14 protein-coding genes are annotated in these 15,608 nt (G+C 44.1%); 1 reads left to right on the top strand and 13 read right to left on the bottom strand.

Annotated features, from left to right (window positions below):
* Positions 1 to 26: 26 nt before the first annotated feature.
* The 13 genes from M1E93_RS00890 to greB form a co-directional block, all read right to left on the bottom strand.
* Positions 27 to 1,361 carry an NCS2 family permease gene (locus tag M1E93_RS00890; RefSeq protein WP_004923617.1) on the bottom strand — a complete coding sequence of 445 codons (1,335 nt, stop codon included), beginning with the start codon at positions 1,359 to 1,361 and terminating at the stop codon, positions 27 to 29.
* A 216-nt stretch (positions 1,362 to 1,577) separates the two neighbouring features.
* Positions 1,578 to 2,330, bottom strand: a complete 753-nt coding sequence (locus tag M1E93_RS00885; protein WP_004923612.1) for an amino acid ABC transporter permease — start codon at positions 2,328 to 2,330, stop codon at positions 1,578 to 1,580.
* Position 2,331: 1 nt separating this feature from the next.
* Positions 2,332 to 3,084 carry an amino acid ABC transporter permease gene (locus tag M1E93_RS00880; RefSeq protein WP_014657009.1) on the bottom strand — a complete coding sequence of 251 codons (753 nt, stop codon included), beginning with the start codon at positions 3,082 to 3,084 and terminating at the stop codon, positions 2,332 to 2,334.
* 102 nt (positions 3,085 to 3,186) lie between these two features.
* Positions 3,187 to 4,017 carry an ABC transporter substrate-binding protein gene (locus tag M1E93_RS00875; protein WP_004923605.1) on the bottom strand — a complete coding sequence of 277 codons (831 nt, stop codon included), beginning with the start codon at positions 4,015 to 4,017 and terminating at the stop codon, positions 3,187 to 3,189.
* 308 nt (positions 4,018 to 4,325) lie between these two features.
* Entirely contained in the window at positions 4,326 to 5,042 is a 717-nt protein-coding gene (gene phoU / locus M1E93_RS00870; RefSeq protein WP_014657010.1) for a phosphate signaling complex protein PhoU, read from the bottom strand.
* Positions 5,043 to 5,055: 13 nt separating this feature from the next.
* Positions 5,056 to 5,832, bottom strand: coding sequence for a phosphate ABC transporter ATP-binding protein PstB (gene pstB / locus M1E93_RS00865; RefSeq protein WP_004923601.1), 777 nt, complete (start codon positions 5,830 to 5,832; stop codon positions 5,056 to 5,058).
* A 37-nt stretch (positions 5,833 to 5,869) separates the two neighbouring features.
* A complete protein-coding gene (gene pstA, locus M1E93_RS00860; RefSeq protein WP_004923598.1) occupies positions 5,870 to 6,751 on the bottom strand; it encodes a phosphate ABC transporter permease PstA in 882 nt (293 codons plus the stop codon).
* Position 6,752: 1 nt separating this feature from the next.
* Positions 6,753 to 7,709, bottom strand: a complete 957-nt coding sequence (gene pstC, locus M1E93_RS00855; RefSeq protein WP_004923595.1) for a phosphate ABC transporter permease PstC — start codon at positions 7,707 to 7,709, stop codon at positions 6,753 to 6,755.
* A gap of 112 nt (positions 7,710 to 7,821) precedes the next feature.
* A complete protein-coding gene (pstS, locus tag M1E93_RS00850; RefSeq protein ID WP_004923592.1) occupies positions 7,822 to 8,865 on the bottom strand; it encodes a phosphate ABC transporter substrate-binding protein PstS in 1,044 nt (347 codons plus the stop codon).
* Between the two features lie 488 nt (positions 8,866 to 9,353).
* Entirely contained in the window at positions 9,354 to 10,109 is a 756-nt protein-coding gene (locus tag M1E93_RS00845) for a hypothetical protein (protein ID WP_104873059.1), read from the bottom strand.
* 187 nt (positions 10,110 to 10,296) lie between these two features.
* Positions 10,297 to 11,628, bottom strand: coding sequence for a two-component system sensor histidine kinase EnvZ (gene envZ / locus M1E93_RS00840; protein WP_071599669.1), 1,332 nt, complete (start codon positions 11,626 to 11,628; stop codon positions 10,297 to 10,299).
* Positions 11,625 to 12,344 (bottom strand): two-component system response regulator OmpR, encoded by a 720-nt coding sequence (gene ompR, locus M1E93_RS00835; protein ID WP_004923581.1) that lies wholly within the window; start codon positions 12,342 to 12,344, stop codon positions 11,625 to 11,627. Before ompR ends, envZ begins: the two co-directional genes overlap by 4 nt.
* Before the next feature lie 247 nt (positions 12,345 to 12,591).
* Positions 12,592 to 13,077 (bottom strand): transcription elongation factor GreB, encoded by a 486-nt coding sequence (gene greB, locus M1E93_RS00830; protein WP_014657013.1) that lies wholly within the window; start codon positions 13,075 to 13,077, stop codon positions 12,592 to 12,594.
* Between the two features lie 158 nt (positions 13,078 to 13,235).
* Between greB and M1E93_RS00825 the strand changes: the two genes are divergently transcribed.
* A complete protein-coding gene (locus M1E93_RS00825) occupies positions 13,236 to 15,569 on the top strand; it encodes a Tex family protein (protein ID WP_053110250.1) in 2,334 nt (777 codons plus the stop codon).
* Positions 15,570 to 15,608: the final 39 nt, after the last annotated feature.

Here is a 15,608-nt window from a genome sequence, read left to right as displayed (position 1 = left end):
AGGGAGCCGTTAGATAAGGAAGGTGATTAGGCGTCGACTAAAACCATTTTTAAAATAAATAAAATGGAAACTAAAACAACACATAACCCTAAGTCGCGCCAACGACCAGTACCGATCTTCATTGCACAGTAAGCGATAAAGCCTAATGCAATACCTTCTGTAATCGAAAAGCTAAATGGCATCATGACCGCAGTAATAAATGCAGGCACCGACTCCGTCAAATCATCCCACTTCACACGCGTTAAACTGGATGTCATCAACACGCCAACATAAATCAGCGCGCCCGCGGTTGCATAAGCAGGAACCATACCCGCTAAAGGAGAAATAAACATGGTTAATAGGAATAACACCCCGACCACAATGGCAGTCAGACCAGTACGCCCACCAACAGATACCCCCGAAGAGCTTTCGATATAAGCGGTTACCGATGATGTTCCCATTGCAGAGCCGGCAACAGAACTTAAGCTATCCACATAGAGTGCTTGCTTCATGCGCGGGAATGTTCCGCGAGCATCAGTAATGCCAGCTTTATCCGTAACCCCAATCATTGTGCCGGATGAGTCGAATAAGTTAACCAACATAAAAGCAAAGATGACCCCAGACAGCGCCAAGTCCAGTGATCCCAAAATATCGACTTGCCCCACTACACTGGTGATGCTAGGTGGCAAAGAGAAGATGCCGTTGAACTTCACATCGCCTAATGCAAGGCCAATCAAGGTAGTGACCACAATGGAAACTAATACTGCTGCATGAATATTACGGGCAGCTAAAATTGCAATAATGAAAAAGCCCAGAGCACCTAACCAAACGTTATGTTGGGTGAAGTTACCAATGGAGACTAAAGTGTCTGGATTCGCCACGATAATACCTGAATTTTTCAGCCCCATCATGGCAATAAATAGACCGATACCGCTGGTGATCCCCACACGCAAACTCAATGGAATATTTGCAATGATCCAGTAGCGGATACGAAAGAGTGTTAGAATAAAGAGACCCACAGCGCCCCAGAACACAGCGCCCATCGCAACTTGCCATGAATACCCCATCGCCCCAACGACGACAAAAGCAAAAAAGGCATTTAGCCCCATTGCTGGTGCCACCGCGATAGGTAGGTTTGCTAATAACCCCATCAAAATACTGCCGATAGCCGCAATTAAACAGGTCGTTACGAATACGGCTTTAATGTCCATCCCTGCGACAGATAAAATTTGAGGGTTAACAAAGACAATGTAGACCATTGTGAGGAAGGTTGTAAAACCTGCAACGACTTCAGTTTTCGCCGTTGTTCCGTGTTCTTGTAATTTAAACACGCGTTGGAACAGACCCTGTTGTTGCACAGAGCCAGAAGATTGATTACTCATTAGATATTGCGCCCAAAAAAAAGTTTTTTTCGCCCTATCCTACAACAAACAAATCGAGAGTGTTACCGTTAAAATGAAAAAAAGAAAACGTTTGCGTGATGATAATACTCAAAAGTGCGTTAACTTACTGATACAGCAAGATGAATTGGAATTTACAGAAAAAAGAAATTTTTGCGTGATCGTGGCGGCGCCATTTGCACCGCCACATTATGATGATTACGATAAGGCGAGTAGCTTCTGCCTACGCCAAAAGAGTAATGACCGCTTCGCAGCAAATGGTTTAGCCCCACGATGATGACTTAAACGTTTTGCTATCAAGTTGGCGACAATTTCTAATGTCAGACAGATGACAAAGTAAATAAACGCGACAAATAAGAAAATTTCGAGTGGATAAACCATTTCACGGTTATTCACCTGTGTTGCCAAAAATGACAGTTCAGCAACGCCCACAATGTAAGCCAAAGACGTGTCTTTAATCAGCGCAACCCATTGGTTAATAAACGATGGCACCATCATGCGTAATGCTTGGGGTAAAACTATTTGCCAAAGCACTTGCCAACGGCTAAAACCTAACGATAAGCCAGCCTGCCATTGCCCTTTGCCTATTGCTAAAATGCCCGCCTTAACCGCATGGGCCAAATACGCCGACGTGATTAAGGCGAGAGCGCAAATCACTGAGGCGATACCCGGTATTTCGGTTCCGAGCACAACGGGCAAAAAGAAATAAGTCCAAAAAATCAGCATAATGACGGGAATGGCGCGGAAAAAGCCTAAAACAGCAGCGAACAGGTTCATCCAGAAACCACGTAACATCGCTAAGGCAACACCACCAAGCGTACCGAATACAATCGACATTGCCCCCGCGACCAAGCTGATAATTAATGTTAATGCGGCACCTTCAATAGGGCCATCTGGAAACGCACCAAACAAAAGGTACTGCCAGTTTTGCTCAATGACTGAAAAATCCATCTTACACACTCTCCACTAAATTACGTTGCGCTCGCCACTGCCCCCAACCTTCCATTACAGCGATAATCGCAATATACAGCACAGTGGCTAGGCCAAATGCCGTAAATGTCTGTAGTGTTTGGCTTTCAACCTGACGTGATACATAAGATAGCTCAGCCACACCAATCGCCATGGTTAAAGAGGAGTTTTTAACGACATTCATGTATTGCCCAAGAAGAGGTGGCATGGCTATTTTAACGGCCTGGGGTAGCACCACATGTTTCATCGCTTGCCACCCTGTTAAACCCAGCGCAAAAGCGGCATATTTTTGGCCTTGTCGTACACCACGGATACCGGAGCGTATTTCTTCGGCAATAAATGGTACGGTATATAACGTTAAGCCAATAAAACCTGCTAAAAATTCAAACGAAGGCCAACTGAGCGTCATCCCCGCAAATGTGATTTCGTGGGGAGTATTAAGCCACGCCATCATATCCGATGATAAAATTTCACCGGAAGCGAAATACCAGAAAAAGAGTTGAACCAACAACGGGGTATTGCGAAAAACGGAAACATACACTCCGACAATCCAGCGTAGCGGAGCAATTTGGCTATCCCTTGCCGCAGCAACCACAAAACCTAATAACGTTGCAGCGATAATGGTACAAATGGAGATCCAGAGGGTCAGTAAAAAACCATAACCAAACCATTCCAAATACTCGGGAGCTAAAAAATGCTCAGAAAGAAACTCGCCGCTCGTTAATTTTTCAAACATAAGTGCTGCCTTTTATAACTAAGAACCCCGCGATAATATGCGGGGCTATTTATTCTATGCTTATCGACCAGTGAGCATGGAATCGGCGAAATAGAACGCCTATTATTTTTGCTGATCCAGTGGTGCAAATTTGAACTCACCGCGAGGTTGAGCGGCCTTTGTATCAGGACCAAACCAACGGTTATAAATCTGTTCTGCTTTGCCTTCTTTTTCAAGCTTCAACAACGTGTTATTCACATTTTCGATTAAACGTGTTTCACCTTTAGCGGCAGCAACCGCTTGATATTCGCGAGTGATGCTAAATGGAGAGATTTCAAAATCTGCTTTGACTTTCTCAGGTAAGTTACCAAGTAATCCCACTAATTTTGCATCGTCTTGGGTAATTGCTTGTACGTTACCATTGCGTAAAGCCGCAAATGCCTGTGGTGTATCATCATAAGAAATGACTTTTGTATTCGGATAACGTTCACGTAATGTCACTTCTTGCACGGTACCTTTGTCGGCACCAATACGTAAAGGTGCGATATCATCAGGCGTCTTCAATACCCCTTTGCGCGCAATAAACTTTTGCCCTGTTGCAAAATCAGGAATAGAAAAATCAACCTGCTTAGCACGTTCATCAGTGATAGTGAAATTTGCCCCAATTAAATCGACTTTACCTGAAGTCAGTAGTGGAATACGGTTTGCTGGGTTGGTTGGACGCAACTCTAACTTGACGCCAAGGTCATCCGCTATCGCCTGTGCGATATCAACATCATAGCCCGCGAGTTTTTTCGTTTGTGGGTCAATAAAACCAAATGGTGGGTTACTGTCAAAAACAGAGATACGGATCACACCCGCTTGCTTAATATCATCCAGCTTATCTGCATTGGCGACATTGGCCACCAGCGCAAGGCCTGCAAGTAGTGCGGTAGTTAAAACGCGAGCTTTCATTGAACACCTCTGACGGTAAACTTATGTAAATTGACCATCCCAAGTTATCAAGGAACGCTTATTTCTTGAAATACTATTAGTTAATATATTTATATCAAAAAAGAATATAGAAATGCGGATATAAAAAAAGGGCAAACACCATCGGAGACGCCCTAAATTATGGTCTAAACCATGAATAGCCTTTTCTTATAACGAAAAGGAAAAACGGAAATGTTTAAAGGTTGACTAGAGCGGGTATCACCCCAGACGAAAAAGAAAGTTTGTACCAAGGAGTCACCGTGAGGCGGCCCCTTGGCGGCATTACCTCGTTATTCCTTCTTAGTAATCATCTTTTCTAAGCGATCACCACCTACATGGCGGAAGTCTTGGCCTTTGACATAGTAAAAAATAAATTCACAGATGTTTTGGCAACGATCACCGATACGTTCAATAGAGCGAGCACAAAACAGCGCAGTCAGTACACTTGGGATAGTCCTTGGGTCTTCCATCATGTACGTCATCAGTTGACGCACGATCCCTTCGTATTCTTGGTCTACCTTTTCATCTTCTCGATAAATCCGAATGGCTTCTTCCAAGTCCATGCGTGCAAAGGCATCTAAGACATCATGCAACATTTGCACAGTATGACGACCTAATGACTCGAGGCTCACCAATAACGGCTGGTGCTGGTGAGAAAACTTTTCCAATGCAGTTTGGCAAATTTTATCGGCAACATCACCAATACGCTCAAGTTCGGCAATCGTTTTAGAAATTGCCATAATCAGTCGCAAATCGCTCGCTGTCGGCTGGCGTTTTGCGATAATTTTCACGCATTCTTCATCAATAGCCACTTCCATCATATTGACTTTATGGTCATTTTCGATAACTTCGCGCGCAAGAGCCTCATCCTGATTATGCATCGCTGTGATAGCTTTGGTGAGCTGTTCTTCAACCAGCCCTCCCATTGTCATCAACTCTGTATGGATATGTTCCAGTTCAGCATTGAACTGCCCAGAAATATGTTTGTTGTGGTTCAGCGTATCCATAGTCGGCTCCATATCAACCGTAACGACCAGTAATGTAGTCTTCAGTTTGTTTCTTTTCAGGTGTGGTGAACATCTTGTCTGTATTATTAAACTCAATCAGCTCACCCAAATACATAAAGGCCGTATAATCAGAACAACGCGCAGCCTGTTGCATATTATGAGTTACGATCACCACGGTGTATTCAGATTTGAGTTCGCTGATCAACTCCTCAATGCGCCCTGTTGAAATTGGGTCAAGAGCTGAACACGGCTCATCAAGCAATAACACTTCTGGGCGGATAGCAATACCACGTGCGATACATAGACGCTGTTGCTGACCACCAGATAGGCTATAACCACTTTGATGTAATTTATCTTTGGTCTCATTCCACAGAGCCGCTTTGGTTAATGCCCATTGAACGCGCTCATCCATCTCTACACGAGAGAGTTTTTCAAACAGGCGTACACCAAATGCAATATTATCGTAGATTGACATTGGGAATGGCGTTGGTTTTTGGAATACCATTCCGACCTTGGCACGTAACAGAGCGATATCCTGTTTGTCTGTCAGAATATTTTGACCATCAAGTAAGATTTCACCTTCCGCACGCTGTTCACCGTACAGCTCATACATTTTATTGAAGGTACGCAGTAAGGTCGATTTACCGCAACCAGATGGGCCGATAAAGGCGGTGACTTTATTTTTTTCGATATCTAATGAGATATTTTTTAATGCGTGGAATTTCCCGTAATAAAAATTAAGGTCACGTACTTTAATCTTACTGTTTGCAATATCATTTGCATTAATCATGGCAACTTCTCTCTATAAATCTTTATTCAATCCGGGGTTAGTGTTTTTTCTGAGCAAACACAACACGTGCGACGATGTTAATTAACAAGACACATAGGGTGATTAATAGAACCCCTGCCCATGCCAGTTGTTGCCATTCGGAGAACGGGCTCATCGCAAATTTAAAGATAGTGACGGGTAAGTTAGCAATTGGCTCATTCATATCCGTACTCCAGAACTGGTTCGACAGTGATGTGAACAGTAATGGTGCGGTTTCCCCCGCAATACGAGCAATAGCCAGCAAAATACCTGTAATGATCCCGGAGACAGATGCTTTAAGCGTAATCGATAAAATCATTTTCCATTTTGGCGTACCTAGCGCATATGCGGCTTCTCGTAAGCTATCCGGCACTAACTTCAACATGTTTTCAGTGGTACGGATAACAATCGGAATTTGCAACAACGCCAATGCGATAACGCCAGCCCAGCCAGAGAAGTGCTGCATTTGCGCCACCACAATGGTATAGACGAATAGCCCCACCACAATCGATGGTGCTGAAAGCAAAATGTCATTAATAAAACGCGTTACAGAAGCTAGCCATGATTTACGGCCATACTCTGCCAAATAGATCCCTGCTAAGATCCCAAGCGGTGTACCCACGACCGTTGCCCACAAGATCAACAGCCCACTACCTACGATAGCATTAGCAAGGCCGCCCCCTTCCGTATTCGGTGGAGGAGTCATTTCTGTGAACAAGTTCAATGACATGCCATCGAACCCTTTGGTAACGGTTGAGAACAAAATCCAAATTAACCAGAACAGCCCAAATGCCATCGTTAGCATCGAAACAAACAGAGCGATTCGGTTAACTTGGCGTCGCCATGCCTGACGACGGGCTCGTTCTTTTTGATTAACGACAATATTATCGGATGTCGACATATTAACGGCCCTCGTTCTTCGCTAAACGCATAACCATGAGTTTTGATATCGCCAGAACAATAAAGGTGATAACAAATAGAATTAACCCAAGTTCCATCAGCGCAGCGGTATGTAGACCACCTTCCGCTTCGGCAAATTCATTCGCCAATGCAGAAGTAATACTGTTACTCGGCATAAACAACGAGAAACTATCCAGTTGATACGTATTACCAATTACAAAGGTCACCGCCATTGTTTCACCAAGCGCGCGCCCTAAACCTAACATTACCCCACCTATCACACCGTTACGTGTATAAGGTAGAACAATATTCCAGATCACTTCCCATGTGGTACAACCGATACCATATGCTGACTCCTTCATCATGACAGGTGTTTGTTCAAACACGTCACGCATGACAGAGGCAATATAAGGAATGATCATAATGGCGAGGATAATACCTGCTGCCAAAATACCAATCCCGAATGCAGGACCTGAGAAAAGCTCACCGACAATTGGGATACTCGACATCACATTGCCGACAGGCTCTTGAAAATATTCCGCAAACAGCGGCGCAAAAACAAACAGCCCCCACATACCATAAACGATACTAGGAATGGCAGCGAGAAGCTCAATCGCAATCCCTAATGGGCGTTTTAACCAATTAGGTGCAAGTTCAGTTAAGAAAAGAGCAATACCAAAGCTCACGGGTACTGCAATAATCAGGGCTATCAGTGATGTGACGATGGTGCCATAGATAGGCACAAGCGCACCAAACTCCTCAGCGGGAGCATCCCATTCTTTAGTCCATAAAAACGAAAACCCAAATTTTTGCATACTCGGCCACGAGGCAAAAATAAGGGAAATAATGATGCCACCAAGCATTAACAAAGTGATTAGCGCGGCAATTTTGACTAATGCGCCAAATATCACATCGCCTGACTTGCTCGGTGCTTTAAATGCCGTTGTTTTTTCGGCCATGCGCTTTGTCTCATCCTACACCTACTTTATTTAGTAGGATTTAGTTACTACGTCAGAAGGCGGATGTTAATCCTAAGCATCCGCCTACCATTACCAACCCGAGGCTCACTGATTAGAACAGTGGTTTGCCTTGGCTATCTTTGACTTCTGTTTTCCATGCTGCACGAATTGCTGTCACAACTTCTTGAGGAAGGATAGCATAATCCAATGCTTCTGCTTGCTGACCACCTTTCTCATAAGCCCAGTTAAAGAAATCGAGCACAGCTTTTCCTTTTTCTGCATTCGCTTGATCTTTGTGAACTAAGATAAACGTGGTTGAGGTAATTGGCCATGCGTTCTCACCATTACGGTTAGTCAGGTCTTGAGCGAATGACTTAGACCAGTCAACTTTCTTCGCTGCTGCGCTGAAGCTTTCACCTGTTGGGGAAACAACCTTACCATCTGCGGAAATGAGTTTAGTATAAGCAAGGTTATTCTGTTTCGCATAGGCATACTCCACATAACCGATAGAGCCTGGTAAACGCTGGACGAAAGCTGCAACGCCATCGTTACCTTTACCTGCGACGTTGTTTTTCGGCCAGTTTACTGTAGAGCCTGCACCAATATCATTTTTCCAGCTTGAGCTGACTTTTGATAAGTAGCTCGTAAATACGAACGTCGTACCTGAGCCATCAGAGCGTCTTACCACTGCAATGTTTTGATCGGGTAAGTTAACACCTGGGTTCAATTTAGCGATGGCAGGATCATTCCATTTGGTGATTTTACCGAGGTAGATATCACCTAATGTTGTACCGTCTAATGTCAATTGACCTGACTGGATACCTTTTACGTTAACCGCCAGTACCACACCACCGATTACGGTTGGGAACTGGAATAGGCCATCTTCTTTCAATTTTTCATCGGTTAATGGCGCATCAGACGCACCGAAATCAACCGTTTTTGCATTAATTTGTTTAACACCACCAGAAGAGCCAATCCCCTGATAGTTCACTTTATTACCTGTTTCTTTCTGATAAGAGTCCGCCCACTTAGCATAAACAGGAGCAGGGAATGTTGCACCCGCGCCAGTTAAGCTTGTGGCAGCAAAAGAAGACATTGCAGTCATTGAAAGGGTTGCTGCCATTACGCTAGCTAAGGTTGTACGCATCATTTTCATAATCCCTCCGGGGATGTATAGAAACAATTAAGTAGTAAATTGTTGGTGAAATGTCACGGTAGGAAAAATAGGACAATTTGATGACAACAACATGTCTGATTTATGACAGTTTTATGACAATTGACGATTTTCGTCTAGCTATCGAAAAAAACAGCAGCTTAAAAAAACAAAATTGACCATAAAATCAATAAGTAATGAAATACAGAGCAGAATATCTCTATATTGAGACCACCATGACAAACTGTCATAAAAAAGTCGTAAAATCCTTTTTTACTGCTTCTCTATTTTGATAATACGGTTTAATTCACCGTTTCAAGGGAGAAACATGCGCTTGCCATCAAGGGATTAAAATCAGCAATTTGCGTATGCGGTCAGACTACCATCACAAAATGGTCATCTCGCGTGGTGCCTGCTTTATGATAAAGCAGGCAGATAATCAGCGAAAATTGAGCCTCACGCCAGCTACGCAAACAACAAGCAAATATTCATTATTCTTTATTTGACTTGAAAACCGGATGTTGTTTGAGCTGAGCGATTACTTGATCCATCCCCGTTTTACCATGAGCGGTCTGCGATGATGCCGCTATAGTGTTGCGAAGACCTGCAAATTTTGCCATCGGCGGTGGAGGTGGCGGTGTATTTGTCGACGTCGGTTGCTCCGTGGCTGCGGCTTGGTATTTCTGCGCATTGGCTTTAAATACTGGGCTATTTTTAAGTTCAGCAATCACTTGATCCATCCCCGTTTTACCATGAGTGGTCTGCGATGATGCCGCTATATTGTTGCGAAGACCCGCAAATTCTGCCATCGGCGGTGGAGGTGGCGGTGTATTTGTCGACGTCGGTTGCTCCGTGGCTGCGGCTTGGTATTTCTGCGCATTGGCTTTAAATACTGGGCTATTTTTAAGTTCGGCAATCACTTGATCCATCCCTGTTTTTCCGCCATCTCCTGTTTGAGCGGGCTTAATATCAGGCTTTGGCATAGGGGGTGGCATAGGAATAGATAATGCCCCTTTCGATGCTAAGGGTTGATTTGGAGGTAGTTGTATAACGGTTGCCAGTTGTTTGCTCCATTTCACCTGCTTAAAGGCCTTTTTGGGTTCTTGAAACAGCCCTACGACTGTGTTTTTGATATTAATTATTCCCGTGGAGAGTGTAGCCTGCTTTTGCTTTCCCTCTATTCCAGCGAAAGCTAATGCCGCTTTACTCTGAAAACAGCAAATAGGTTTAGAAAAATAGATATGCATAAATTCACCTGAGTTATTTTATTTATGTTTATTATCTAAATAAAATAACTATCAGATCTTTTATATAACGATGGTATTACTTATAGAGTAAGTTATTTTTTATATGATGACTGGCGCGTAAGATAGGCGTTAATACCGAAATAAAATAGAAGGTAGGTCGTTTTATACGACCCACTACCGACAATGGTTACTCTTCTTTTTCTTTCAATGGCAGGAGTGCACGAATGGCGAAACCGCCGCGTTCACTTTTATGGATTTCGATACTACCTTCATGGGCATCGACAATACGGCGGATAATTGCCAATCCTAGCCCTGTTCCCTTATTGCTACGGGCTTTTTCACCTTGCACAAAAGGTTGGAAGAGGCGTTGAATATCTTCTTCTTTGATACCTGCACCATCATCTTCCACTTGGAACCAAACCGAATCCTCATTTTTGCCACTGCTCACTTTGATCCAGCCGTTACCATAGCGATAAGCGTTAACAATCATATTGGTGATGGCGCGTTTAATGGCTAATGGATTCGCATTCACGATCAGACTACCCGGCTCCAGTGCCGTTTCAATTTCACCGGTCACGCTCGTTTCAGCGGTAACTGCCTCATTGAGGATGCTATTTAGGTCACAAAACTCCATATTCATTTCCTGACCCGTTTTCAGGTAGTCCATAAACTGACCAATAATCGCATCACACTCTTCAATATCCTTATTGATGGATTCTGCTAGGTAGCCATCTTCAGGGCTCATCATTTCCGTCGCCAATCGGATCCGTGTCAGTGGGGTACGTAAGTCATGACTGACCCCCGCCATTAAAATTGTCCGATCATTTTCAAGCGTCTTTATGCCCGCAGCCATATGATTAAAGGAGCGGATCGCGGCTCTTACCTCAGTTGCCCCTTTTTCCTGCATGGCGGGTAATATGACCCCTTTCCCCACTTGCCCTGCATGGTATTCAAGTTCAAGTAATGGCTTGTTTTGGTAACGAATATAGAGCCAGACCCCTGCAAAAATAGACAGAAAAATGGCTAAAGTATAGCGGAATACTAACGAAAATTGGTTTTGCCCAATTTCAGTTAATGGCACACGCACCCAGATATCAGGCGCAAGATAGGAGGTCAACCAAAGAATAGGATATTCGCGGCCAAGCTCAAGACGCACTTGGGCTTCGCCACCAATATATTCCGACATGTTTTCGCTGAGAAAATCGTATTCTTTCGCCCAATTTAAGCCTTCTTCCATCGCGGCTGATTGAGCATAAAAGGTGATCCCCAACTCATTGTAGATTTTTTTACGTAATGCGGGAGAGACCCGTACTGTGGTTCCATCTTGCAGCACCATCCGCTCCGTCATTAATGTTCGCACTTCATAAGCCAACACTTTGTTGAATTGCTGCAAACTTGGCATAACAACAAAATTCAGCACCACCATATAGCTGGTGACAAGGCTGGCAAACAGTAATGCAACAAACAAAAATAACGAACGCGAAAATGTACTACGGCGAGAGAACCTCAGTCGCTTCATGCTTTACTACCGTCCGGCACAAATACATAGCCCAAGCCCCAGACTGTCTGAATGTAGCGAGGGTGAGCTGGATCTTCTTCAACCATACGACGTAAACGTGAAATTTGAACGTCAATTGAACGTTCCATCGCACTGTATTCACGGCCTCTCGCTAAGCTCATCAGCTTATCACGAGATAATGGCTCCCTTGGGTGCGAAACCAATACTTTAAGTACAGCAAACTCACCGCTCGTCAAAGGCATATTTTCTTCGCCTTGGAACATTTCACGTGTGCCTAGGTTCAGTTTAAACTTACCGAAGGTAATAATCGCATCATCCTGAGATGGTGCGCCTGGCAATTCGTTTGCTTGGCGACGTAATACAGCACGAATACGTGCAAGTAATTCACGCGGGTTAAAAGGTTTAGGAATGTAATCGTCGGCGCCAATCTCTAAACCAACAATACGGTCAACCTCTTCACCTTTAGCCGTTACCATAATAATCGGTATTGGATTGTTTTGGCTGCGTAAACGACGACAAATTGACAGACCATCTTCACCTGGCAACATCAAATCTAAAACGATTAGATGAATCGACTCCCTCGTTAGGATCCTATCCATTTGTTCAGCATTCGCGGCACTACGTACCTGAAATCCTTGCTCTGTGAGGTAGCGTTCAAGCAAGGCACGCAAACGCATATCATCATCGACGACAAGAACTTTATAGCTTTCTTGCATTTTGTAGCCCTCAAGATGTGCAATCTATCGAAATTATTTTTAAAATAAGAATATACCCACCATGCTCCAAGCTGTATGGGTGTTACAAAGCGCTGCTATCTAAATCACAAAAATAGTCATGACGATAAATTTTTACTTGCGCTTAATAACGGCATATCACCTGAATTATTTTGTGTATAAGTAAAATATAAGATAGTTAACGTCCTAATTTACCATCAACTTGAAATTTAATGAATAATTTTACGCCTTATAGGACTAGCGGTTTATAACTAATTTCTAACACTGTATAGGTTACCCGCCCCCCAGGTGTATTCACCGTAATTTCATCATCAACCTGCTTACCAACTAGCGCGCGAGCAACTGGAGAATCAATAGAAATCCAATTTTTGGATGGATTAAACTCATCGGCACCGACCAATCGGAATATTCTGATATTTTCATTATCGTCTTCTAATTTCACCCATGCGCCAAAAAAGACTCGCCCTTCTTGCCGTGGGTCTGGTTCGACAATTCTTAGTTGATCCAATCTTTTAGATAAAAAGCGTACTCGACGATCAATCTCTCGCAAACGCTTTTTACCATAAATATATTCCGCATTTTCTGAACGATCACCTTGAGCCGCAGCTTCAGAAACCGACTGAGTGACTCTTGGGCGCTCCTCTTTCCAAAGATATTTAAGTTCTTTGTCTAGCGCATCCCAACCTTCGCGTGTGATTAAGAGACTCTTATTCATAACCTTCATAAATCAGTAAGCAAGTTAGATAATTATAAATTATATACAGAATTAATCTTTAACTTTAGCAAAGTTCACCCTAGAAATTCTGCTTCTGTGCAAGTATAACAGTGCCATAAATTTTTTAACCATTCTTTGACTAGGTATTAAAAAGCGACATGAATGAAACTCTAAGCCAAATAATCGCGGGAGAGCTACAAGTTCAACCGAAACAGGTATTTTCTGCTATCACCTTGTTAGATGAAGGGAATACGGTTCCTTTTATTGCTCGTTATCGTAAGGAAGTCACAGGAGGCCTTGATGATACTCAGCTTCGCCAATTAGAGAACCGTTTAGGCTATTTACGAGAGTTAAATGAACGCAAGCAAACCATCCTCAAGTCAATCGAAGAACAAGACAAACTCACTCCCGAACTCGCCGCTGCTATCAATAACACCTTAAATAAAACCGAGCTTGAAGACCTCTACTTGCCCTTTAAGCCCAAACGCCGCACTCGTGGGCAAATTGCTATCGAAGCAGGCCTAGAGCCGTTAGCAGACACATTGTGGAATGACCCCACTCAATCCCCCGATGATGTCGCTCAATCCTTTGTCAATGCCGAAAATGGCGTGGCAGATACGAAAGCGGCTCTCGATGGTGCTCGTTATATCTTAATGGAGCGTTTCGCCGAAGATGCAGCATTATTAGCTAAAGTTCGCGACTATTTACTGAAAAATGCCCATTTGGTTTCCAAAGTTATCGATGGCAAACAAACCGAAGGCGCTAAATTTAGTGACTACTTTGATCACCAAGAACCTGTTTCTTCCGTTCCGTCGCATCGCGCATTAGCCATGTTCCGTGGTCGTAATGAAGGTATTTTACAGCTATCACTAAACTGTGACCCGCAATTTGAAGAGCCACCAAAAGAAAGTTACTGTGAAGAGATCATTACTCGCCACCTTGATGTTCGATTGAATAATGCACCAGCAGACCAATGGCGTAAAGCGGTTATTAGCTGGACATGGCGCGTCAAAGTATTGCTACATCTCGAAACTGAGATTATGAGCTCACTGCGCGAAAAAGCAGAAGAAGAAGCAATCAATGTGTTTGCGCGTAACCTCAGTGACTTATTGATGGCGGCACCAGCCGGTATGCGGGCGACTATGGGGTTAGATCCGGGTCTACGGACAGGGGTGAAAGTCGCGGTGGTGGATGCGACAGGTAAACTTATCGCAACGGATACTATCTATCCACACACAGGTCAAGCGGCTAAAGCGGCGGCTAGCGTTGCGGCCTTATGTCAAAAACACCAAGTCGAGTTAGTCGCTATCGGTAACGGAACGGCTTCAAGAGAGACTGAGCGCTTCTTTGCTGACGTGCAAAAACAGTACCCCGAAGTCACAGCACAGAAAGTGATTGTGAGTGAAGCGGGGGCCTCCGTTTACTCGGCATCAGAGCTGGCCGCTCAAGAATTCCCTGATCTTGATGTGTCACTGCGCGGAGCCGTGTCTATCGCACGCCGCTTACAAGACCCCCTCGCCGAATTAGTGAAAATCGACCCGAAATCGATTGGTGTTGGTCAATATCAACACGATGTGAGCCAAACTCAATTAGCTCGTAAACTCGATGCCGTGGTCGAGGACTGTGTAAACTCTGTCGGCGTTGACTTGAATACCGCTTCTGTTGCCTTACTAACCCGCGTTGCAGGTCTAAGCAAAATGATCGCGCAAAACGTGGTAAATTGGCGCGATGAGAATGGCCGTTTTGCAGATAGAAAACAGCTTCTAAAAGTCACTCGCTTAGGGCCAAAAGCCTTTGAACAGTGTGCGGGCTTCTTACGGATCACCAACGGCGATAACCCACTTGATGCTTCTGGCGTTCACCCAGAGGCTTATCCCGTTGTTGAAAAGATCCTCGAAACTGTTCGCCAGCCCCTTAAAGAGATTATGGGCAACTCCTCTGTTTTAAATAGCTTAAGCCCTCGCGACTTCACAACAGAGCAGTTTGGGGTTCCTACTGTTACCGATATTATCAAAGAGCTGGACAAACCGGGTCGCGACCCACGCCCTGAGTTTAAAACGGCGACCTTTGCCGAAGGCATTGAAACCATGAATGACTTAGTCGCAGGCATGATTTTGGAAGGTTCGGTGACTAACGTCACTAATTTCGGCGCTTTCGTTGATATTGGTGTGCATCAAGATGGCTTAGTGCATATTTCATCGCTGTCTAACAGCTATGTTGAAGACCCACATAAAGTGGTTAAAGCAGGTGATATCGTTAAAGTAAAAGTGATGGATGTTGATATCCCTCGCAAACGTATCGCCTTATCGATGCGCCTTGATGAACAACCCGGCGATACCAATAGCGCACCACGCCGCCATAATGGCCAGCAAGAGAGAAACTCACGTAAACCGCAATCTGCACAACGTGACATGTCACGGAAAAACCAAGCCGCCACTGGAAACAGTGCGATGAGTGATGCCCTCGCTGCCGCATTCGGTAAAAAACGCTAATCCCTCAACCTCTACAATCCGATTTCTCTTTGATTGTAG

The sequence above is a fragment of the Providencia sp. PROV272 genome, from assembly GCF_049901975.1.
Classification (GTDB): domain Bacteria; phylum Pseudomonadota; class Gammaproteobacteria; order Enterobacterales; family Enterobacteriaceae; genus Providencia; species Providencia stuartii.
This window is presented reverse-complemented; position numbering and strand designations above follow the sequence as displayed.